Here is a 19,989-nt window from a genome sequence, read left to right as displayed (position 1 = left end):
CCGTCGCGTATGCCTGCAGCCGGGACGTGCAGTTTCCACCAGACGTTAGCTCAGAGGTAGAGCAGTGGCGCGTCCACGTGTCGCCGGTTCGACTCCGGCACGTCGCTTTTGGATAGCTCAATTGGTAGAGCATCGGAACCTTAATCCGAGTGTCGCGGGTTCGAATCCCGCTCCGAGAACCATGACCTGTCACGTCATGTGCAATACCGGGCGCAAGCCCAGCAAGTCGCGCCGCGCGGGACACGCCGCACGCATCGCCACCGGCGCTGCGTAACGCATGCACCGCAGCGCCGCTGCCGCCGCCACGCCGCCCTGGACGTGCGCGCCTGCGCCGACGGTCGCATCGCAATGCAGCGCGATGCCGACGACACGCGCCGGCCTCCGCACCGACAGCGCCCGCTGGCCGCCGTGGCGACGTCGTGCGCGCACTTGCATTTCTCTTGCAGCGTTGCGGCGCCCATGGCGCTCGCGACGTGGCGTCCTCGCGCTCGTCGGTCCGGCGCGGCGATTTCATCCACAGGACCGGATCACCAGAGCCACACAAGGAGAACGTGCCATGTTCTGGACCAAGCGGGTCGTGATCGGCGATAGCGAGCGCGGCCTGATGTATCGCAACCGGCGTTTCGAGCGCGTGCTCGCGCCCGGCGTCTACCGTCTGTTCGATCCGTCGCGGCGGATCGACGTGAAGACCTGCAATATCGCCGTGCCGGACTACGCCGGCGCCGATGCCGATGCGTTGATCGCGCGCCTGGGCGCACAGCTGCACGAGGTCTTCGTGTTGGCCGACCTTAGCAGCGACGAAGTCGGCCTGGTGTTCAAGCAGGGCAAGCTCGAAGACGTGCTGGCGCCCGGCACGCGCCGGCTGTACTGGCGCGGGCTGATCGCGGTGGAGGTGATGCGTCTGCCGCTGGGCGAGAGCCTGGCGGTGCCGGCGGATGTCGCCCAGCGCCTGCGCCAGCTCGGCCTGCTGTCGCGTTTCGCGGTGGCGCTGGACGTTCCGGCCGAGTCGGCGGGACTGGTGTTCGTCGATGGGCGCCTGCAGCAGACCCTGGCACCGGGGCACTACGCGTTCTGGAACTTCCGCAAGAACATCGTCGCGGAAGTGATCGAGCTGCGGATCCAGTCGGTGGAGGTGTCCGGGCAGGAGCTGTTGACCCGCGACAAGGTCAGCCTGCGCGTCAACCTGGCCGCGAGCATGCGCGTCGCCGACCCGATCGCCGCGCGGACGCGGGTGGCCAAGTACGGCGACCAGTTGTACCGCGAGCTGCAGTACGGCTTGCGGCGTGCGGTGTCGGCGAAGACGCTGGACGAACTGCTGGGCGACAAGGCGTCGCTGGATGCGGACATCTTCGGCTACGTGCGCGAGCAGGTGGCCGGCTTCGGCATCGAGGTGCTGGGGGTCGGGGTCAAGGACGTGATCCTGCCCGGCGAGATGAAGGACATCCTCAACGCGGTGGTGCAGGCGGAGAAGTCGGCGCAGGCCAACGTGATCCGCCGGCGCGAGGAGGCCAACGCCACGCGTTCGCTGCTCAACACCGCCAAGCTGATTGAGGACAACCCGGTGCTGATGCGGCTGAAGGAGCTGGAGGCGCTGGAGAAGGTCACCGAGAAGATCGACAAGCTCACCGTGTTCGGCGGCCTGGATGGCGTGCTGAAGCAGCTGGTGACGATGAAGTAGGACCGCCATGCGCAGCGCAGGGACGCGCCGCGCATGGCCTCGAAGGAATGAAGACGATGAGTATCCAGAACTACGAATTGCTGCACGCCGAAGGCAGCGCCACGCCGATCAAGGGCTGGGTGCGCGGCGTGCCGCTGGAAGCGCAGGCCCACGAGCAGATGCGCAACATCGCCGCGATCCCGTTCGTGGGGCCGTGGGTGGCGGTGATGCCCGACGTGCACCTGGGCAAGGGCGCGACCGTGGGCTCGGTGATCCCGACCCGCGGGGCGATCATCCCGGCCGCGGTCGGCGTGGACATCGGCTGCGGCATGGCCGCGGTGCGGACCACGCTGCGCGCGGCCGATCTGCCCGACAGCCTGGCGCAACTGCGTTCCAGCATCGAGCGCAGCGTGCCGGTCGGCAACGGCCGCGGCGGGGAACACCGCAAGCTGCCCGACAGCATCGCCACGCGCATCGCGCAGTCGGGGCTGGTCGCGCGCCTGGACACGATCAAGGCCAGGCACCGCCGGATCCGCACCGACAAGCTGGATTGCCAGATCGGCACGCTCGGCGGCGGCAACCACTTCATCGAAGTGTGCCTGGACGAGAGCGATGCGGTGTGGGTGATGCTGCACAGCGGCTCGCGCGGCACCGGCAACCTGATCGGCAGCTACTTCATCGAGCAGGCGCGCGAGCAGCTGGCGCACCGCGTGCTCGGCTTCCACCTGCCGGACAAGGACCTGGCGTTCTTCATGGAAGGCGAGCCGTTGTTCGACGACTACGTGGAAGCGGTGTCCTGGGCGCAGGACTACGCGCGCGAGAACCGCGAGGCGATGATGGCGCGGGTGCTGGCGGAGATGCGTCACCGCCTGCCGAAGTTCCAGTTGGAGAAGCTGGCGGTGAATTGCCACCACAACTACGTGCAGAAGGAAACGCACGCCGGCGAGGAACTGCTGGTGACCCGCAAGGGCGCGGTCAGCGCGCGTGCCGGCGAGCTGGGCATCATCCCCGGCAGCATGGGCGCGAAGAGTTTCATCGTGCGCGGGCTGGGCAATGGCGACAGCTTCCACAGCTGCAGCCACGGCGCCGGCCGGGTGATGAGCCGTACCGCCGCGCGCCAGCAGATCACCCTGGCCCAGCACCGCGAGGCCACCGCGCACGTGGAATGCCGCAAGGATGCGGCGGTGATCGACGAATCGCCGGCGGCGTACAAGTCGATCGATGCGGTGATGGCCGCGCAAAGCGACCTGGTGGAAGTGGTGCACACCTTGCGTCAGGTGCTGTGCGTGAAGGGCTGAGGCTGTCGCCCCCGCAAGCGGGGCGGCATGTTGCCGGTAGCAGGCCGTCCGTTCGCGGGCGGCCTTTTTTTATGCGCCGCTCGCGGGATCCGGCTGGCTGTCTTCGGCGATCAGCGCATGGTGCAGGCCGACGCCGGCGAGCACGCCGTCGGCCGAGGCCAGGGTCGCATTGCCGAACATGCGCGCCGCGTCGCCGGCCGCGTAGACCCGCGGCACACTGGTCTGCTTGCGCTCGTCCACGCGCAGATACGGGCCGGACGGGCCGTCGTCGAACACGCAGCCCAGGCGCTCGGCCAACGGGCTGGCCATCTGCGTCGGCGCGGCCACGAACAGCGCCTGGATCTCCACCCGCGCGCCATCGTCCACGCGCATGCCGTCGATCGCCTTGCCATTGCCCTCCAGCGCGAGCGCCCGCCGCGTTTCCACCTGCACACCGCGCTTGGCCAGCCTGGCCATCAACTCCGCATCGTCCAGCGGCATGCCTTGCGCGAACAGCGTGACCCGCCCCCAGTCGGCCAGCATCAGCGCCTGCTCCGCCGATGCCGTGGTGCCGTTGCCGAGCGCGCCGATACGCGCTTGCCGGCCCAGCTCGTAGCCGTGGCAATACGGGCAGTGCATGACGCTGTGCCCCCAGCGTTCCGCCACGCCGGGCAATTCCGGCAACCGATCGGCCACCCCGGTCGCCAGCACCAGGCCGCGCGCCTGCGCCTGCCGGCCATCGGCCAACGCCAGCTCCCAGCCGCCGGGCAGCGCCTTTGCCGCTTCGACCTGCCCGTCCCACCACGCGACGGTGGGATAGTTCAGCAGTTGCGCCTTTGCCTGCGCGAGCACCGCGCTGCCTGGCATGCCGTCCAGCGCCAGCAGACCATGCGAGTGCGCGGCGTTGCGGTTGCGCGGCAGGCCGGCATCGACCACCAGCACCTTGCGATGCCCGCGCGCGAGCATCAGCGCGGCCGACAGGCCGGCGAAACTGCCACCGACGATCACCGCGTCATGCTGCATCGGTCTGCTCCTGCCTGGATGTGCGTTGCACGCGCCGGGCCAACTTGCGCAGCGTCAATGCCTGCAGCTGCGCGGCCAGTGCCGCCTGCGCCTGGCGATAGCCGTCGTCCAGCGCAGCGTTGACCGCACGCTCGATCGCGCAATCCGGATGCGGACCGCGCACGCCATGGCCGAGCAGCAGCGGCTCGCCCAGCGCGACATAGACGTCGTACAGGCTGATCGCCTCCGGCGCGCGCGCCAGCTGCCAGCCGCCGCCGTGGCCGCGGGTGGATTCGACCAGTTGCGCGTCGCGCAGCCGCGCCAGCAGGCGCCGCACCACCACCGCATGGCTTTGCAGGCAGGCCGCCATCTGCTCGGAGGTCATCGGCTCGCCATGCTGGGCCAGGTGCACCAGCACGTGCAGCACGTCGGACAGCTGCGTGTTTCTTTTCATGTAACTATAATAGTTACATTATTTGGCGCGTGTCCAGCGTCCCGCTTGCCGGCCGGTCGAGTCGCCGAGTCGCTATGTGCCGCGCAGGCGAACCGCTGCGCAACGAACGCTCGGCACCAGTGCGACGAGCAGATGGCCCGGCAACGAGGCGATACGCGGCGCGCATGCCTGGCGTGGGTGCGGATGGCGGCCGCTAGCCGTCCTGCCGCCAGCACGATTGCGCCGGTGCCGCGACCGCGGGCCGCGGCCGCACGAACACCTGTTCGATCACGCTCGCCCCCCATTGGTCGCCTTCGCACTGCTGCAGCAACGCGAAACCGTGCGCCTCGTACAGCCGCCGCGCCGCGTCCAGGCCGGCGAAGGTCCACAGCCGGGTGGCGGCGAAACCCTGCGCGTCGCAGAACTGCAACGCCTGCTGCAGCAACTGCCGGCCGATGCCGCTGCCGCGCAGGCCGTTGTCCACCACGAACCAGCGCAGATGCGCCTCGCCGTTGCCCAGGTCCTGGCCGTCGATGGCGATCGCGCCCACGATGCGCTGCGCCTGCATCGCCAGCCACAGGCCGTTGCCGGGCCGCTCCAGGCGCGCGGCGAATTCGGCGACGCCCGCCGCGACTTTGGTTTCGAAGAACTGCCCGAAGCCGGCATGCCGCGCATAGAAGGTGGCGTGCATTTCTGCGATGCGGCCGATCGCACCGGGCCGGTAGCCGCCGTCGATGCGCACCGCTTGCGGCGCTGGCGGCGCGGCGCCATTGCGCAGGGCCTGCAACGCGGCCGCATAGACCGCCAGCCCGTGGCCGATGTCCGCCTGCGCCTGCGCCGGCAGCGGCGCCAATGCGGCCTCCACCTGCGCGCGCGCGAAAGCGTGGATGCCCTGCACCGTGCGCCGGCCGCGCGCGGAGAGCCGCAATTGCTTGGCGCGGCCGTCTTCGGCGCTGGTGCGCTCGCGCAGTTCGCCCGCCGCGATCAGCTTGCGCAGCATGCGGCTGACGCTGGATTTTTCCAGCTGCAGGCAGTCGGCCAGCTGCGACGCGCCGACCGCGTCGCGCGCGTCGATCTCCAGCAACGCATGCACCGCCGACGGCGGATAGTCGGTCGCGGCGAGGGTGTCCTGCAGGAAGCCGAGTTCGCGCACCAGCTGCCGCGAGGCGGCGCGGATCTGTTCGACGACGACGGGATCCACCGCTGGCATGGTCGGCTCCGGCAATTTCGTTGCTTCATACAACTACTTTTGGCGGCGCCGGTCAATGGTCTTGCCACGACCGGACGGCCGCTGCGGCATGCCGCGTCGTTGGCGATCTGGCCGGCCGCCGGCTGCGCATGCACCTACTCAGCTCAGGCAGCGGTTAGCCGCTACGCCGCGAACGGCGTAGGCCCCATGGCCTCCGCCAGGGGATCGAGAAACGAGGCGATGCGCGCCGAGAACACGGTGTTGCGGTAGTACTCGGCATGGATCGGTTGCCGCACCTCCAGCGTCGTCTTCATGGCAAGGCGGATGGCGGAATCGGAAGCCGATTATTGACCAGAACGCAAAAGTGATTGGTCTGGCGGCGGGTTTTTCCGGGCCAGGGACAGGTCCACACTGTGAACCTGCTTTCTCCTACGGGATGCCGTCATGCTCCCGCTTCCGTCTTTTGGCCCTGCATGCCTGTGAGCGCCCCTCGGCGCCACCGCAGCGTTCGGCCAACCCGGTGCGATGCGCGCCGACGCTACCGCAACTGCACCGCTCGCATACTGAAATCCAGCGCTCTTTCCCATCTTCCTCGCAAGGAGTCACCGCATGCGCATTCCCGCTTTCGGCCTGGGTACGTTCCGGCTCAAGGACCAGGTCGTCGTCGACTCGGTTCGCAACGCACTCGAACTCGGCTACCGCGCCGTCGACACCGCGCAGATCTACGGCAACGAAGCCGAGGTCGGCCAGGCCATCGCCGCCTCCGGCGTGCCGCGCGCGGACCTGTTCGTCACCACCAAGGTGTGGACCGACAACCTGTCCGCCGACAAGCTGCTGCCGAGCCTGCGCCAGAGCCTGGACAAGCTGCGCAGCGACTACGTGGACCTGACCCTGGTGCACTGGCCCTCGCCGCGCGATGCGGTGCCGATGGCCGAGTCTCTGCACGCCCTGGCCGACGCAAAGCGGCAGGGCCTCACCCGGCAGATCGGCCTGTCCAACTTCACCATCGCGCTGACCGAGCAGGCGATCGCGATCCTCGGCGCCGAGGCGATCGCCACCCAGCAGATCGAAGTGCATCCCTACCTGCAGAACCGCAAGCTGATCGGCTACCTGCAGCAACAGGGCATCCACGTCACCTCGTACATGACCCTGGCCTACGGCAAGGTGCTGCAGGATCCGGTGATCGCCGCGATCGCCGCACGCCATGCCGCCACGCCGGCGCAGGTGGCGTTGGCCTGGGCGTTGCAGCAGGGCTATGCGGTGATCCCGTCCTCGACCAAGCGCGAGAACCTGGCCAGCAATCTGCTCGCGCAGTCGCTGCGCCTGGAGGACGCGGACATGGCGCAGATCGCCACGCTGGATCGCGGCGAACGGCTGGCGAACCCCGCCGGTATCGCGCCGGACTGGGACTGAAGCCGCGGCGCTGCCAGCCCTGGATCGGTGATCGTGCCGTCGCCTCCACGGCGATCGGCATGTGCTGCATGACAAGGCGTGTGACGCGTGCGTGGCGCCCCGTCGCATGACGCATCCTCGCCGGGCACGAGGACGGCGCGTCATGCGCCCTCGCAACCGGCGCGCTATCCAGCACTGCGTTGCAAACGCTTACAGCACATCTGTCCGCTCATCTCGCTTAGCGGTTCAGCGATTCGCGCGCGATATCGTGCTGCACGCGCAAATCGCGGCACCGATCCGCTAGGATCGGAGCGACAGGGGGGTAGCTTCGAGAGGAGTCCTACCCATGCAGACCGCTTCCGCTCCCGCTCGTCCTGCCCACGCTCATCGCGCCGTCGATCTGGATGCCGAAATGGCCTACTGGCGGCATGCGCATGCCAATGGCCGCCTCGGCCACCATGGTTTCTCCGACTATGCCTCGCTGCTGAAGATGGGCTACGACGTCTATCTGGCCTATCCGCGCGCCACCGAAGCGCAGCTGTACCGCGTGCTGCAAGAGTCCTATCACCACCTGGCGCCGTCGCTGTCGGTGCCGTGGGACGAGGCGCGCTGGCTGGTCCGCCACGCCTGGCACCATCTGGAGCAATCCGGGCGCAGCCACTGACGGCAGCGGCGAGCGCGCCGGAATGGGATCGCGTTGCAGACTGCAGCGCGACCGCTTCGTCGCGCGCATGATCCGCCGCGGCGCCGCCGCGCCAGCGCTTCACCGCGACGGCGTGGCGTCGGAGGTGCGTTCCTTGGCCTCGATGCGGCCCTGGAACTCCTTCGAGCCCTGTCCGGGCGATGTCGCCGCATCGCCTTGCGTGCTCTTGAGTTGCTGCTTGCGCCGTTCGACCACGTTCTTGGCCAGCGCCACGCGGCGCCCGACCACCATCTCGGTGAGCCAGTCGACCAGGTAGCGGGTGTATTCGAGCTGATGTTCCTTGCGGGTCAGCGCGTGGTCGGCGCCCTTGATCACCCGCGAGGTCAGCGATCGCGCATTGGAGAACGCGGCGGCGTAGTTCTTCAGCACCTGCCCGGGCACGATCACATCCTGCTCGGCCTCGACCAGCAAGACGTCGCCGCGGAAGCGCTGGCACGCGGCCAGCGCGATGTTGTCCTCCGGCGCGATGGCGCGGTGCCGATACGGCATCAAATCCGGATCGCGGTTCAACGCCACCTTCGGGCCGTCCCAATGCGCGTCCTTGTACAGCGCCGGCGAACGCAGCGCCAGCCACTCCACCGGCCGCTCCAGGGTCAGCAGCGAGGCGAGATAGCCGCCGTAGCTCAAGCCCACCACCGCGATCGACTCCGGATCCACCTGCGGCGAATCCACCAGCCGATCGTAGGCCGCCTTGATGTCGTCCAGGTTCTGCGCGCGGGTCACCGTCTCGCGCATCGACGCCAGGCCTTCGTGGCCGCGCAGGTCGAAGGTCAGGCATACGCAGCCCAGGCCGACCGCTTCGCGCGCGCGCACCAGGTTGTGATGCTGGTTGCCGCCCCAGCCATGCACGAACAGCACCCCGGGCATGCCATTGGTCGGCGTCAGCAGGGTGCCGCTCAAGGCGTCGCCGTCCACCGCGATATCGATGCTGGAGAGCTTGGTTTCCATCGTCAGTCCGCAGCGCTCACATAACGGTATTTGGTCAGGCGCCCCACGCGCGGATCCTCGCCCATGTAGTAGACCTCGGCGTCCGCGGGCAGCGCCGGCACGCCGTAGCGTTCGACCGTGGCCGCGATCACCGCGTGCAACGCCGGATCGCGCTGGAAGGCATCGACCGCGGCCAGTTCCGCCGGCGTGGCGCCGCCGACGCGCCAGGATTGCTCGAGCACGCCGCACAGGCGCGTGCCATCCTCGGCGATGCCGGCGATCACGTCGTAGTTGCGGCGCGATGCATAGAAACCGGGATAGGCCTGGGCGATGCAGCGATCGTAGTGGCGCGCCTTCAGCACCGCCTCGCGCTGCTGCGGCGGCAACGTGCGTTCGAGCAGCGCGTCCAGGGTGCCGCGGATCACGAACAGTTGCGAGCCGCCGTAGGTCTCGCGGCCGACAGCGTCGTCGGTGACCGATTGCGTGCCGTAATAGGCGATGGTCATGCCGGCGCAGTCCACTTCGCCGACGCTGAAGGTCGTCGAGCGGTCCAGTTGCCGCTCCAGCACCACGCCCTGCTGCGCCAGGTCCGTCGCCGCCACCGCGGCCAGTGCCGTCTCCAGCACGTGCGCGTCGTGCAGCAGCAGTTGGCCCTGCCCGCCGATGCCGCTGGGCAGCTTCAACCGCACCTGGCCGCCGCCGCACAAGCGCGCATACGCCACGCGCGCATCGTCCGCAGCGAACGCGGTGTAGCCGGGCACCGTCGCCTCGGCCAGCGCGCCGCCGAGCGCATGGGCCCACCCCTGCGGCGCGGCCGCGCCGGGATCGACCAGCGGATGGCTGATCGCCTTGGTAGCGACGAACGCTTGCGGGACCACGCCACCGAGCAGGTCGGTTGCCGCACGCACGCCCAGCTGCTGCGCCTGCGCGACGGTCAGGGTGTCGTCCGGCACGTAGAAACCGCTCTGCGCCGCGCTGGCATCCTGCAACGGCAGGCGCATCAGCCGCGCCACTTCGGCGGCGATCCAGGCGTGCGTGGCGACCTCGTGCCCGCCGGGCGGATGCAGGCGCACGCTGCAGCGACGGACATGGTCGTGTGCGGCAGATGGCGCCATGCGCGGCTCTCCACGCGATGAGGACAGGAGGTCAAGCACGGGCGTACCAGTACAGCAGCAGACCCAGCGCCAACAGCGCCACCGCGGCGAGCAACCAGCGCGGCACGGCGGCGCGCAATTGCCGCCACCAGGCGCCGGCTTCCGAGATGCCCGGGGCATCGGCAGGAACGTCGCTCGCCGGCCGCGCCTGCTGCGTGGCCGTCGCCTGCGATGCGGAATGGCGGTGGGAGCTGACCATGTTCCCAAGGCTGTCGGCAACGGCGTTGCGCCATGGTGAACGCTGCGTGCCGAGCGCGTTAGCAGGTCTCTGGATGTCGAAGATGCAACTGCCGACGTCGCCTGCTGCGAGCGCACGCTACCGACGCGTCACCAGCGACGCTATCCACGCCGTACGGATGCGTCGAGGTGGCGCTCAGGCGGACCACAAGGGCGCAGCGACCTGCGCATCGATCCGGTGCTTGCCGGCCAGCGCCTGCATGCCCTGCAGCGTGGCCTGCACCGCGCTGGCGTAGCCGCTGCGCCACAGCTCGGCGCGCGACTGGCGCGAGGACGCTTCGGCCAACGCCAACGCGAAGGCCTGCACGCGCGGATCGGCCAGCGTGGCTCGGTCCAGGAACGAATGCTCCAGTGCGATCACGTCCACCGGCGCCAGCCAGGCATCGGCGACCAGCTCGGCCACGCCGACCCGGTGCGACAGCTGATGCATCGCGCTCAGGGTCTCGTGCAACATCTCCAGATACGCCCACTGCCACAACGCCGCCTTGCGTTGCGGATCGGCCTGGTCCAGCGCGGACAAGGCAGCGTCGACATGGTCGATGCGTAAATCGTTCATTCGCCGGCGCTCCACGTCGCGCAATCCTGTTGCCACATTCTGCGCGCAAATAGTGAGGAGATTGTGAGCCGTGGCGTCTCCGGCAATGGGACGGCGCGTTCCGCCGCGCGACCCAGGCGGGCATGCCAGCGGCTGCGAACAGCCGTATCGGACGTCAGCCCGCTTCTCCGCCGTGCTCGCATGCCTGCACATGCAGCGCTGCAACCACCGCAACACGCGCAAGTGGGAAGCAGCGCAAGGCCGGCACAGGCGCGACTGTTCTATACTGGCGCGGCACGCAACGCATCGCCGCGTGCTCTTCCGCTCCCCACGCCACGACATGACGCCACCCTGACACCCGCGCTGCGCTTTCCACGCTGTCCCCTTGCGGGACGCCCGGTGTGTTCTGGCTTTCCATTTCGTGTAGCGCCGCCCCGCGACGGGCACGGCGCCAGGAGCATTTTCTCGTGAATCTCAATCCCCCGCTGCGCCAGCAATGGTTCGGCAACATCCGTGGCGACGTGCTCGCCGGCCTGGTCGTGGCGCTGGCGCTGATCCCCGAAGCCATCGCCTTCTCCATCATCGCCGGGGTCGATCCCAAGGTCGGGCTGTATGCCTCGTTCTGCATCTGCGTGGTGATCGCCTTCGTCGGCGGCCGGCCGGGCATGATCTCCGCCGCCACCGGCGCGATGGCGCTGCTGATGGTCGGCCTGGTCAAGGACCACGGCCTGCAGTACCTGCTGGCGGCGACGCTGCTGACCGGCGTGCTGCAGATCGGCGCCGGCCTGCTCAAGCTCGGCGCGCTGATGCGCTTCGTGTCGCGCTCGGTGATCACCGGTTTCGTCAATGCCTTGGCGATCCTGATCTTCATGGCGCAGCTGCCGGAACTGATCGGCGTGCCGGCACCGGTATACCCGCTGGTGGCGTTGGGCCTGCTGGTGATCTACGGCCTGCCGTGGCTGTCGCGACGCACCTTTGCCGGACTCGGCCTGTGGCTGCTGTTGCTGGGCGCCGCGTTGACCGCCGGCAGCCTCGATGCGCGTGCGCTGTATGCCGTGGCGGCGATCGGTGCCGCGGCGCTGCTGCTCGGCCATCGCTGGACGCGCACGCTCGCGCTGCCGCCGCCGCTGGTGGCGATCGTGTTGCTGACCGGCATGGCGCTGTACTTCGGCATCGCCGTGCCCACCGTCGGCGACAAGGGCCAGTTGCCCGACAGCCTGCCGACGTTCCTGCTGCCGGATGTGCCATGGACGCTGGAGACGCTGAAGATCGTGTTCCCGGTGTCGGCGACGATGGCGGTCGTCGGCTTGCTCGAATCGATGATGACCGCGCAGATCGTCGACGACATGACCGACACCCCCAGCGGCAAGAACCGCGAATGCATCGGCCAGGGCGCGGCCAACGTCGCCAGCGGACTGATCGGCGGCATGGCCGGCTGCGCGATGATCGGGCAGTCGGTGATCAACGTGAAATCCGGCGGCCGCGGCCGCCTGTCGGCGCTGGTCGCCGGCAGCGTGCTGCTGATGCTGGTGGTGTTCGCCGGCGCGTGGGTGCGGCAGATCCCGATGGCGGCGCTAGTGGCGGTGATGATCATGGTCTCGATCAGCACCTTCAGCTGGCGCTCGCTGGCGCAGCTGCGCACGCATCCGAAGAGCTCCAGCCTGGTCATGCTCGCCACCGTGGTGGTGACCGTGGCCACCCACGACCTGGCGCGCGGCGTGCTGACCGGCGTGCTGCTGTCGGCGCTGTTCTTCGCGCGCAAGGTCGGGCGCATGCTGGACATCGCCAGGACCGAAGACGCCGATGGCGGCCACACCTACCGCATCGGCGGCCAGCTGTTCTTCGCCTCGGCCGGCAGCTTCGCCGCTGCGTTCGACTATGCGCACGCACCGGCGCGGGTCACCCTCGACCTGACGCAGGCGCACCTGTGGGACATCAGCGCCATCGGCGCGCTGGACAAGGTGGTGCTGAAATTCCGCCGCCATGGTGCGCAGGTGCAGGTGGTGGGACTGAACGCCGCCAGCGCCGCCATGGTCGGGGACCTGGGCACGCACCATCGTGCCGACGCGGGCCCTGCACCGTTGCATTGAGGCAAGCAGTGGCAGTCCTGGCGATATCGCCTGGGCTGCCGTGTCGCAAGCCGGCGGATGGCGTTGGGATTGCCGTGTCGAACGCTGCATGCGGACGTGCACCGCGACGATGTCGCCGCATCGCGCCATGACGCCGCGACCACGCGGCCTGGCTAGCATGATCCGCAACGGCGGCCGCCCGCTGCCCGCCACACCATGCCGCGAGGACGCGCCGATGCACCTGGAACACTGGCTGCTGCCGCCGCACGACTGGGTGCCCAACCATCCGTTCCTGCCGGTCCTGCTGTACCGCCAAGCCGGACGCGAGGGCGATGCCGCCGGCTTCGAACGCCGCTTCGCCGCCCACGGCTGGCCGCCGCAATGGCGCGATGGCATCTACGATTACCACCACTACCATTCCACTGCCCACGAAGTGCTTGGCGTGGCCAGCGGCAGCGCGCGGCTGGTCATCGGCGGCCCAGGCGGCCCCGAAACCACGCTGGCGGCCGGCGACGCCCTGCTGCTGCCGGCCGGCACCGGCCATCGCTGCATCGCCTCCAGCGGCGACTTCGTGGTGGTCGGCGCCTATCCCGCCGGGCAGGACTGGGACATCTGCCGGCAGGTGCCCAGCGCCGAAACGATCCGGCGCATCGCCCAGCTGCCGTTCCCGCCCAGCGATCCCGTCGCCGGCCCGCAAGGCCCCCTTCTCCAGCACTGGGCGATGCATGAGGGTCCGAGCTAGATCCGCACGGGCTTGCCGGCGCCGCGGTGCAGGCATGACTTCCCGCACCCTGACTTCCCGCAGACGACACGGCACGGCTCAGCACCGATGCTGCCGTCATCGTCAAAGGAACCGCCGCCATGCGCCTGCTGCTTTCCGTGTGTACGCTCTCCCTGCTGGGTGCCGCCGCCAGCGCCAGCGCCGGCCCGCAGTTCTCCTCGCAGCAATGCGGCTTTTCCACGCCTTACGACGTCATCGTCGACCGGACCGGCGTCGCCCTGACGCGCAGCGCCGGCACGCCGAAGACCGTGTTCCTGCATGACGGCCGCCTGCAGGTGGACGGCGTCGCGCAGCCGCTCAGCAGCGCCGACGCCCAGCGCTTGCGGCAGATGGAACAGGGCGCCCAGGCGCTGATGCCCGAAGTGGCCGGCATCGCCCGCGAGGTGGTCGGCATCACCTTCGACGCCTTCGGTGGCGTGGTCGAGGCCATCACCGGCAGCAGCAGCAAGGCGCGCAAGATCGAGCGGCATCGCGACGCCGCCCTCGCCCACCTTGACCGCACCCTCGGCAAAGGCCAATGGCAGAAGGAACCGTTCGACAAGGCATTCGAAGCCGACGTCAGCGCCGCCGCCGAGGAGATGGCCGGCGCACTGACCCGCGGGGTGATGTTCGCGGTGTTCACCGGGCGCGCCGACGCCATCGAGAAACGCACCGACGCGATGGAGAAGGACCTGGAGCGGCGCATGGACGCGCGTGGCAAGGCGCTGGAAGCCAGGGCCGACGCGCTCTGCGTGCAGGTCACCGCGCTGGATGCGCTGGAGCAGCAGTTGGACTATCGGCTGCCCGGCGGCAAACGTCTGGAATTGCTCGAACATAGCGACACGCCAGCCAAGCCGGCCGCCCCCGACGCAGCGGCTGTGGCCGCAACCGCAACGGCGCACAGCCAGGCGCACTGAACACAGACAACGACTGGCGGCGGACGCCACCGCAGGCAACTGCAGGGGCGCTGCACCAATGCGGCGGCCATGCTCGCTGGCACTGACTGAAGCGCCTCATGCCACCGCGCGCGCTCGTCAGGGCGATCCGGCGACGCTGGCCTGCCATACCGCGCCGGCCGGATCGAACTCCGCGGTGGTCAACGCCGGCGCCCGCCAGCCGAAGCCACAGACCACCAGCGGCCCTGCGCGCAACGGATCCATGCCGAATGCCTGCTCGATATCCACCTCGTTGATCGCCGAGGTCACGAACGCGCCCCACTGCGCCTGCGTCGCGCACAGGCACAGCAACACGATAGGTCGACCGGCGAAGGACGCCCTGCTCCCGACATGGTCCAGGACGCCGGCCGGCGCGCGCGGCCTGCACCGATGGCCGGTTGCGCGGCACGCCTGGCAAGGTGCCTGCGGATTGGCTGCCAACGCGCCCACGCCTCGGCCACGTCCTTCGGCATACTGATCGTATGCCAGTGCACATGACCCCAGCGCTGGAAACGCCGTGTCATCGACCCACCATCGCGCGCGGCACAGCGTCGGGTCGGCCAGGTTCTCCCGCATACCGTCAGCGATCAGAAACCAATCCAGATGAAATTACGCCGAAGGCTTCACTGCATCATCGAAATCGGGGACGTGCTCTTCCCCAATATCAGCGCGCTGCTCAATGGCTCGGTCGTCCTCGATACCACCATCGCCACCGCCCTGCTGTGTCCCCTCAGCGGAAAACGCATTTCGCTTTCGCCCGAGGCGCTGGCCATCGTCGCCTCGCTACCGGGAAATGCCTGGACCGACGCCGGCGAGGTCATGCGAAAGCACAACTGCGATGCGTCCTTCATCGACAGGATGATCGAGGACGAGATCGTTCTTTGCGACACTCCAGACACCAGAAGTGCCGCCATCCTGGCCGGCCAGGCGACGCTCGAAACCGTGGGATGGCATCCGCTGGCCAGCGTCTATCACCGCATGAGCGCGTGGTCGGGCGTGGTCGGCGACGAGGGCAGCCGGGAACACGGAAATGCGGCTGAGCGCGCGCGCCTGGACAAGCACATTGCCACGCATGGCCCGCTTCCCGCGCATTTCCCGAAGCGCCAGGATGGGATCGGTTCGATAGCGCTTCCGGCCGAAACGCTGCAAGGCGACGTTGCCGATGTCCTGCGTGCCAGGCGCACCACCCGGCATTTCGATCGGACGCGCCCACTCGCCCTGACCGAACTGTCGCGCATGCTGTTCGGCACGTTCGGCGCGATCGGGGCCGAGGAAATCGCACCCGGTCATGTCGCCGTACGCCGCACCAGTCCTTCCGGCGGATCGCTGCACCCGATCGAGGCGTATCCCTTGATAATCGATGTGGAAGGGCTGACGCCAGGGTTCTATCACTATGAATCCGACACCCACAAACTCGTCAAGATAATCGACCTGACCGAGGCCGAGGCCAGAACGCTGGCCGCCGACCTGACCATCGGGCAAACCTACTTCGCCGATTCCAGCGCGCTCGTCTTCCATGTCGCGCGGCTGGATCGGCACCATTGGAAATACCGGCGCCACCCCAAGGCCTACAAGGCGGTTCTGCTGGACTCCGGCCACCTGAGCCAGACGTTCTACCTGCTGGCGACGGAACGCGATCTCGGTGCGTTCTACACGGCCGCCATCAACGATACCGACGCCGGCCGACTGCTGTCGCTGGACCCGCTCACGACCATGGTGATCGGCGCCAATGGCGTCGGCAACATTGATGCCACGAAAAACACGCTACACTTGAATCCCAAGCCGTTGATCGCGACGCATCAATCACTTGGGCAATAAAACCATCCACGAGCGCAAACTAAATGACCACACTAGATAATGCACGGTCCCTGCTGCAACGCCTCGCCAGCGACGATGCCTTTCGCGCTGCCATGGAACAGAATCCTGTCGCGGCATTCGCCGAATATGGATTCAACCTCGACCCGAGCATTTTGCCCGAGAGCGTGAATCTCCCGAGCAAGGAAGAGATCGAAGCGAATCTGGAACTTCTGGCGAAGCAGTTCGAAGCGAGCCTTGGCTGGGTGGTTTTTTGTCGTTGAGGAGTTGCTGCGGCGACGACAGCGATTCGATCACGGGCGGCCTTTCGGCCGCCCATTCGGCGTAGACGCGACCGCGCCAGGCCAACGTTTTCATAGAGGCGAGCTGCTCGCCCACATCCCGGCCCAGTGCCACCTCGGCGGATAGCCGCTCGACCTTGGTCAAGGTCAACGCCCAGGGCTGATCGAAGGGTTTCAGGATGTCCAGCGCCGCGTCGGGCTTTCCCGACTGCATGGCGATCCGGGCCTCGACGATGGCCGAAGAATTCTTGAGCAGAGGATAGGGGGCGATGTCGGCAATCGGCTTGGCCACTTTCAATGCACGCTGGGCAGTGGCGATATCGCCGTTGCAGGCCGCAACATAGCCCGCATAGAGCGCCGCATTCGCCACCGCTTCCTGCGCCCGGCCGGCGCTGTTGTGCAGGCCGTTTTCCGCCAGAGTCACCAGCTTCTGCGCTTCCTGCAGAACCGTCTTGCTGTCGGACGTATGGCGCATGATCGCCAGTACGGAGGTCCGTGCGCCCCATTCGAACGGCGTATGCGGATCGGCGACCGCAGCCCTGAGCGCATCGGCCTGCTGCGCGGCCTTTTCCCACTCGCCTTGATCCGCCATCACATTGAGGTTCGCGGCGGCCCGCTCGTTTTTAGCGAACGGCGGCTCTCCCGGAACCGGACGCAACATCGCGTCGGCTTCCTTGAACTTCGATTCGGCCGCCTTGATCAGCGAAAATTCGACGGAATTCTTGCGGAACCCCAACGCTTCGGCCTGGAGATAGTCGCGCTCGGCTTCGGCCACATCGCCCAGGGCCGAGCGGGCGATCGCCCTGAAGCTCAGTGCGACCGGACGGGTGACTGCCTGCGTTGCCGCGGCGCGGTTGCTGTATTCGAACATCTCCTTGAAGCGGGCACCGTCGCGCATGCTCGTGGCCACATTGAATGCGGCAACGTGATAATCGGGATACAGGGACGACAGGGCGACCCATTTGCCGGGATAATCCTTTTCCCATCGGAACAGCGCCATTTGCGCCATGGCATAGAGGCGCTCGCGGTCGGTCAGCCTGCCCGTGTCCTCGATCGCCATGCCCATCTGTTGCTGCGCGCTGAGCACGTCGGTCTTGTTGTAGGCCACGCGCGCCAGGCCGATCTTGGCCATGGCGAAGTTCGGGTCGATATTCAGCGCCTGCCTGAACTGCATTTCCGCCGCTTGCAGATTCTGCTCGGCGTAGGACTTCTGACCCAGCGAGAACGCACGCAGCGCATCGAGCTTGTCGGTCGTCACCCGTTCCAGCGGGGCTGAACTCTTCTTGATGGACGCCACGCTCTCGCCGAACGCCTTGCGCAACGAGTCGCCGGCCTCCCCCAACGCCGCGACCGCCGACCCCGGGCCACGCGCCGTCGCGGACTCGGTGACGACCGTGGCCTCCGTCGCCGGGTCGACCACTTCGATGCTGATCCGCACCTTCCCGTCCGCGTCGGAAACCGTGGGCAGCAGCAAGGCACGCGCGCCGGTGCGCTGGGCGATTTCCGCGCCGAGTTTGCGATCCACGGCAACGCCGGCGTCGCGCTGCATCATTTTCAGCGCCTCGCGCACACGCGCATCGGCCAGCACATTGACGTAGCGCGACTGCTCCAGGCTGATGCGCAGCCCGGTCTCGATCGTGTCGTCGTAGAGCGTGTCGCCGGTCAGATTGCGCAGATCCCCCACCACCACCCAGTCGCGCTCGGCGAAGGCGATCGCGGGCTGCGGACGGGTGACGAACCAGACGCCGACCGCGACCGCAGCGATCAGGCCGACCTCCGCCAGCAGCGCCGCCGGCCGGCGCCATAGCGGGATGTCCCGCCATGCCTTCGGTGTGGGTTTCGGCGCGCGCAGGGGAGTGTTGCCGATCTCGCCGACTTCGTAGATCTCCTGCGCCGTCGGCACGCCCTTGAAGCGCCAGCGGCCGTGCGATTTCCACAGCAGGCGCTCGCCGCGCTCGCCCAGTTCGCGCGCGGCGCGGTGGGTCAGCGACTCGGCGACCGCCGACAGCAGGATCTGGCCGGGGCGGGCCAGGGTCATCAGCCGCGCCGCGGTCGGCTTGGCCAGGCCCTCCACTTCCAGTGGCTTGGCGCCGACCTGCACCGCGGCGTCGCTGTTGCGCCAGGTCAGCACCTCGCCGACGTGCAGGCCGGCGCGCACCTTCAGTTCCAGTTTGCGCTGCTTGCCCAGCGCGTGCAGGCCGCGGCTGTAGTCCAGGGCGAAACCGAGGCCGTCGATCGGCCGTTCGAACAGCAGCAGCAGGCCATCGGAACGGTCGATCAGGCGCCCGCGCCAGCGCTGCTGCAGTTCCAGCACCAGGTGATCGTGCAGCTTGAACAGTTCGGCGGCGTTGGCGTCGCCCAGCCGCTCCACCAGCGCCATCGAATCGCACAGGTCGGTCAGCAGCAACGTCCGCAGCTGCGGGGCGTCGGGCTGCGGCTGGTGGGCGTGGTTCATGGGCAGCTCGAGGGTGCTTGGTGGGCTCAGCGCGAGCCGGAGGCGAGGTCGTGCCAGTACAACCGGTTGCCGCCGAGGCGCTTGGCCTCGTACAGCGCGGCGTCGGCGTTGGCGTACCAGTCGTTCCAGTCGGATTGCGGATCGACCCGGCTGATGCCGATGCTGACCGGGCAGATGTGCGGCAGCGGATGCGGCACGCCGAGCAGGTTCTGCACGGTGGCGATCACGAACTCGCCGATGCGGCGCAGATCGTCCGCGTTGCCGGTGGACACCAGCAGGCAGAATTCGTCGCCGCCGAGGCGGCAGGCGATGTCGTCCTGGCCGGCGACGGAGCGCAGGATGTTGGCGACGTTCTGCAGCACGCGGTCGCCGACCAGATGGCCGTGCTCGTCGTTGATGCGCTTGAAGCGGTCGCAGTCGATCAGCAGCAGGCCGGGACCCGGCGAGCGGCCGTCGCGGCGGCATTCCTGCAGGCGCAGGATCAGGCCGCGGCGGTTGTGCAGGCCGGTCAGTTCGTCGGTGCGCACCAGCTCCTCGGTCTGGCTGAGCTGGTGGGTGGTGGCGTAGAGGTTGTCCAGCGCCGCTTCCAGGTCGTGGTTGCGGCGGCGCAGCTGGCGGATCAGGGTCTGTTCGTTCATCACCACGCGCATGATGGTGCGGCGCAGGAAGTAGGCGACCAGGCCGGGGTCGCGCTCCACCAGGCGCTGGAAGTCGTCGTGGTCCAGCTCCACCAGCACGCCGTCGCTGGCGGCGATGGCGTCGGCGCTGCGCATGTGGCTGCCGATCAACAGGCCGAGTTCGCCGAAGAATTCGCCATGCCCGAGATGCTTGACGACTAGGTCCTCGCCGAAATCCAGGTCGATCACGCCGCTGCTGATCACGAACATGGCGCTGCCGCCGTCGCCGCGCCGGAACAGCACGTCGCCGGCACGCACCGTGCGCGAACGGCCGAACTCGGAGAACAGGCGCAGTTCCGCGGCGGTCAGCACCGCCAGCTCATTGGGCTTGGGGGCAACCACGGCAACCGTCGGAATTGTCTCGCGTGCATTGGACGCGGCGCTGTCGCAGCTCATCCAGCCCCCTACTGCTCTTGGCGTCGCCCGCCATCTTGCGCAAAGCATAGCACCTGAACGAATCGGCGCTGATGCGATCACAGCCAATCTCGCAT

At 68.3% G+C, this 19,989-nt stretch carries 18 protein-coding genes, 1 tRNA gene and 2 pseudogenes; 10 read left to right on the top strand and 11 right to left on the bottom strand.

The window, feature by feature from the left end:
* Positions 1-106: 106 nt before the first annotated feature.
* The 3 genes from AB8810_RS01720 (at position 107) to AB8810_RS01710 (ending at position 2,955) form a co-directional block, all read left to right on the top strand.
* A tRNA-Lys gene (locus tag AB8810_RS01720) sits at positions 107-182 on the top strand.
* Between the two features lie 374 nt (positions 183-556).
* The gene (locus AB8810_RS01715; RefSeq protein ID WP_369915369.1) at positions 557-1,678 is read left to right on the top strand and encodes a slipin family protein; all 1,122 of its coding nucleotides are present in this window, start codon (positions 557-559) and stop codon (positions 1,676-1,678) included.
* A gap of 56 nt (positions 1,679-1,734) precedes the next feature.
* Positions 1,735-2,955: an RtcB family protein gene (locus tag AB8810_RS01710; RefSeq protein ID WP_369915368.1), complete on the top strand. Its 1,221-nt coding sequence runs from the start codon at positions 1,735-1,737 to the stop codon at positions 2,953-2,955.
* Positions 2,956-3,024: 69 nt separating this feature from the next.
* Here AB8810_RS01710 and AB8810_RS01705 read toward each other — a convergent pair whose 3' ends face one another.
* The 4 genes from AB8810_RS01705 to AB8810_RS01690 form a co-directional block, all read right to left on the bottom strand.
* The gene (locus AB8810_RS01705; RefSeq protein WP_369915367.1) at positions 3,025-3,957 is read right to left on the bottom strand and encodes an NAD(P)/FAD-dependent oxidoreductase; all 933 of its coding nucleotides are present in this window, start codon (positions 3,955-3,957) and stop codon (positions 3,025-3,027) included.
* Positions 3,947-4,390 (bottom strand): Rrf2 family transcriptional regulator, encoded by a 444-nt coding sequence (locus AB8810_RS01700; RefSeq protein ID WP_369915366.1) that lies wholly within the window; start codon positions 4,388-4,390, stop codon positions 3,947-3,949. Before AB8810_RS01700 ends, AB8810_RS01705 begins: the two co-directional genes overlap by 11 nt.
* A gap of 193 nt (positions 4,391-4,583) precedes the next feature.
* Positions 4,584-5,579, bottom strand: a complete 996-nt coding sequence (locus AB8810_RS01695) for a GNAT family N-acetyltransferase (RefSeq protein ID WP_369915365.1) — start codon at positions 5,577-5,579, stop codon at positions 4,584-4,586.
* 161 nt (positions 5,580-5,740) lie between these two features.
* The gene (locus AB8810_RS01690; RefSeq protein WP_369915364.1) at positions 5,741-5,872 is read right to left on the bottom strand and encodes a hypothetical protein; all 132 of its coding nucleotides are present in this window, start codon (positions 5,870-5,872) and stop codon (positions 5,741-5,743) included.
* 295 nt (positions 5,873-6,167) lie between these two features.
* On the opposite strand from AB8810_RS01690, the gene dkgB reads away from it, so the two are divergent.
* Both dkgB and AB8810_RS01680 read left to right on the top strand, forming a co-directional pair.
* Positions 6,168-6,971 carry a 2,5-didehydrogluconate reductase DkgB gene (gene dkgB, locus AB8810_RS01685; protein WP_369915363.1) on the top strand — a complete coding sequence of 268 codons (804 nt, stop codon included), beginning with the start codon at positions 6,168-6,170 and terminating at the stop codon, positions 6,969-6,971.
* Between the two features lie 325 nt (positions 6,972-7,296).
* Entirely contained in the window at positions 7,297-7,614 is a 318-nt protein-coding gene (locus AB8810_RS01680; RefSeq protein WP_369915362.1) for a hypothetical protein, read from the top strand.
* Positions 7,615-7,713: 99 nt separating this feature from the next.
* Here the strand turns inward: AB8810_RS01680 and AB8810_RS01675 are convergent, their stop codons facing one another.
* The 4 genes from AB8810_RS01675 to AB8810_RS01660 form a co-directional block, all read right to left on the bottom strand.
* Positions 7,714-8,601 carry a S9 family peptidase gene (locus tag AB8810_RS01675; protein WP_179571079.1) on the bottom strand — a complete coding sequence of 296 codons (888 nt, stop codon included), beginning with the start codon at positions 8,599-8,601 and terminating at the stop codon, positions 7,714-7,716.
* Positions 8,602-8,603: 2 nt separating this feature from the next.
* A complete protein-coding gene (locus AB8810_RS01670; protein WP_369915361.1) occupies positions 8,604-9,695 on the bottom strand; it encodes a DUF3182 family protein in 1,092 nt (363 codons plus the stop codon).
* 31 nt (positions 9,696-9,726) lie between these two features.
* A complete protein-coding gene (locus tag AB8810_RS01665) occupies positions 9,727-9,933 on the bottom strand; it encodes a hypothetical protein (RefSeq protein WP_369915360.1) in 207 nt (68 codons plus the stop codon).
* A 174-nt stretch (positions 9,934-10,107) separates the two neighbouring features.
* Positions 10,108-10,527: a hypothetical protein gene (locus AB8810_RS01660; protein ID WP_369915359.1), complete on the bottom strand. Its 420-nt coding sequence runs from the start codon at positions 10,525-10,527 to the stop codon at positions 10,108-10,110.
* A 446-nt stretch (positions 10,528-10,973) separates the two neighbouring features.
* Here AB8810_RS01660 and AB8810_RS01655 point away from each other — a divergent pair, with 446 nt between their 5' ends.
* From AB8810_RS01655 to AB8810_RS01645, 3 genes are all read left to right on the top strand, one after another.
* A complete protein-coding gene (locus AB8810_RS01655; protein WP_369915358.1) occupies positions 10,974-12,596 on the top strand; it encodes a SulP family inorganic anion transporter in 1,623 nt (540 codons plus the stop codon).
* Between the two features lie 127 nt (positions 12,597-12,723).
* Positions 12,724-13,317 (top strand): cupin domain-containing protein, encoded by a 594-nt coding sequence (locus AB8810_RS01650; RefSeq protein WP_369915357.1) that lies wholly within the window; start codon positions 12,724-12,726, stop codon positions 13,315-13,317.
* A 119-nt stretch (positions 13,318-13,436) separates the two neighbouring features.
* Positions 13,437-14,252, top strand: coding sequence for a DUF2884 family protein (locus AB8810_RS01645; protein WP_369915356.1), 816 nt, complete (start codon positions 13,437-13,439; stop codon positions 14,250-14,252).
* 117 nt (positions 14,253-14,369) lie between these two features.
* On the opposite strand, the pseudogene AB8810_RS01640 reads toward AB8810_RS01645, so the two are convergent.
* A pseudogene (locus AB8810_RS01640) lies at positions 14,370-14,579 on the bottom strand (putative peptide maturation dehydrogenase); the annotation flags it as partial.
* Between the two features lie 294 nt (positions 14,580-14,873).
* On the opposite strand from AB8810_RS01640, the gene AB8810_RS01635 reads away from it, so the two are divergent.
* Both AB8810_RS01635 and AB8810_RS01630 read left to right on the top strand, forming a co-directional pair.
* On the top strand, positions 14,874-16,088 hold the full coding sequence (locus AB8810_RS01635) for a putative peptide maturation dehydrogenase (protein WP_369915355.1): 1,215 nt from the start codon (positions 14,874-14,876) through the stop codon (positions 16,086-16,088).
* A gap of 23 nt (positions 16,089-16,111) precedes the next feature.
* Positions 16,112-16,279: pseudogene (locus AB8810_RS01630) on the top strand (NHLP-related RiPP peptide); the annotation flags it as partial.
* Here the strand turns inward: AB8810_RS01630 and AB8810_RS01625 are convergent.
* Positions 16,221-18,821, bottom strand: a complete 2,601-nt coding sequence (locus AB8810_RS01625; protein ID WP_369915354.1) for a putative peptide modification system cyclase — start codon at positions 18,819-18,821, stop codon at positions 16,221-16,223. The pseudogene AB8810_RS01630 and the gene AB8810_RS01625 overlap by 59 nt on opposite strands.
* 26 nt (positions 18,822-18,847) lie before the next feature.
* Entirely contained in the window at positions 18,848-19,894 is a 1,047-nt protein-coding gene (locus AB8810_RS01620; RefSeq protein WP_179571087.1) for a diguanylate cyclase, read from the bottom strand.
* Positions 19,895-19,989: the final 95 nt, after the last annotated feature.

This window comes from Xanthomonas sp. NCPPB 3005 (assembly GCF_041228095.2).
Taxonomy (GTDB): Bacteria; Pseudomonadota; Gammaproteobacteria; order Xanthomonadales; family Xanthomonadaceae; genus Xanthomonas_A; species Xanthomonas_A bonasiae.
This window is presented reverse-complemented; position numbering and strand designations above follow the sequence as displayed.

What these genes read in the sequence shown, in the direction of transcription:
- AB8810_RS01715 (WP_369915369.1), top strand. Translation starts at nt 557, where the DNA reads ATGTTCTGGACCAAGCGGGTCGTGATCGGCGATAGCGAGCGCGGCCTG.
- AB8810_RS01710 (WP_369915368.1), top strand. Translation starts at nt 1,735, where the DNA reads ATGAGTATCCAGAACTACGAATTGCTGCACGCCGAAGGCAGCGCCACG.
- AB8810_RS01705 (WP_369915367.1), bottom strand. Translation starts at nt 3,957, where the DNA reads ATGCAGCATGACGCGGTGATCGTCGGTGGCAGTTTCGCCGGCCTGTCG.
- AB8810_RS01700 (WP_369915366.1), bottom strand. Translation starts at nt 4,390, where the DNA reads ATGAAAAGAAACACGCAGCTGTCCGACGTGCTGCACGTGCTGGTGCAC.
- AB8810_RS01695 (WP_369915365.1), bottom strand. Translation starts at nt 5,579, where the DNA reads ATGCCAGCGGTGGATCCCGTCGTCGTCGAACAGATCCGCGCCGCCTCG.
- AB8810_RS01690 (WP_369915364.1), bottom strand. Translation starts at nt 5,872, where the DNA reads ATGAAGACGACGCTGGAGGTGCGGCAACCGATCCATGCCGAGTACTAC.
- dkgB (WP_369915363.1), top strand. Translation starts at nt 6,168, where the DNA reads ATGCGCATTCCCGCTTTCGGCCTGGGTACGTTCCGGCTCAAGGACCAG.
- AB8810_RS01680 (WP_369915362.1), top strand. Translation starts at nt 7,297, where the DNA reads ATGCAGACCGCTTCCGCTCCCGCTCGTCCTGCCCACGCTCATCGCGCC.
- AB8810_RS01675 (WP_179571079.1), bottom strand. Translation starts at nt 8,601, where the DNA reads ATGGAAACCAAGCTCTCCAGCATCGATATCGCGGTGGACGGCGACGCC.
- AB8810_RS01670 (WP_369915361.1), bottom strand. Translation starts at nt 9,695, where the DNA reads ATGGCGCCATCTGCCGCACACGACCATGTCCGTCGCTGCAGCGTGCGC.
- AB8810_RS01665 (WP_369915360.1), bottom strand. Translation starts at nt 9,933, where the DNA reads ATGGTCAGCTCCCACCGCCATTCCGCATCGCAGGCGACGGCCACGCAG.
- AB8810_RS01660 (WP_369915359.1), bottom strand. Translation starts at nt 10,527, where the DNA reads ATGAACGATTTACGCATCGACCATGTCGACGCTGCCTTGTCCGCGCTG.
- AB8810_RS01650 (WP_369915357.1), top strand. Translation starts at nt 12,724, where the DNA reads ATGACGCCGCGACCACGCGGCCTGGCTAGCATGATCCGCAACGGCGGC.
- AB8810_RS01645 (WP_369915356.1), top strand. Translation starts at nt 13,437, where the DNA reads ATGCGCCTGCTGCTTTCCGTGTGTACGCTCTCCCTGCTGGGTGCCGCC.
- AB8810_RS01635 (WP_369915355.1), top strand. Translation starts at nt 14,874, where the DNA reads ATGAAATTACGCCGAAGGCTTCACTGCATCATCGAAATCGGGGACGTG.
- AB8810_RS01625 (WP_369915354.1), bottom strand. Translation starts at nt 18,821, where the DNA reads ATGAACCACGCCCACCAGCCGCAGCCCGACGCCCCGCAGCTGCGGACG.
- AB8810_RS01620 (WP_179571087.1), bottom strand. Translation starts at nt 19,894, where the DNA reads ATGAGCTGCGACAGCGCCGCGTCCAATGCACGCGAGACAATTCCGACG.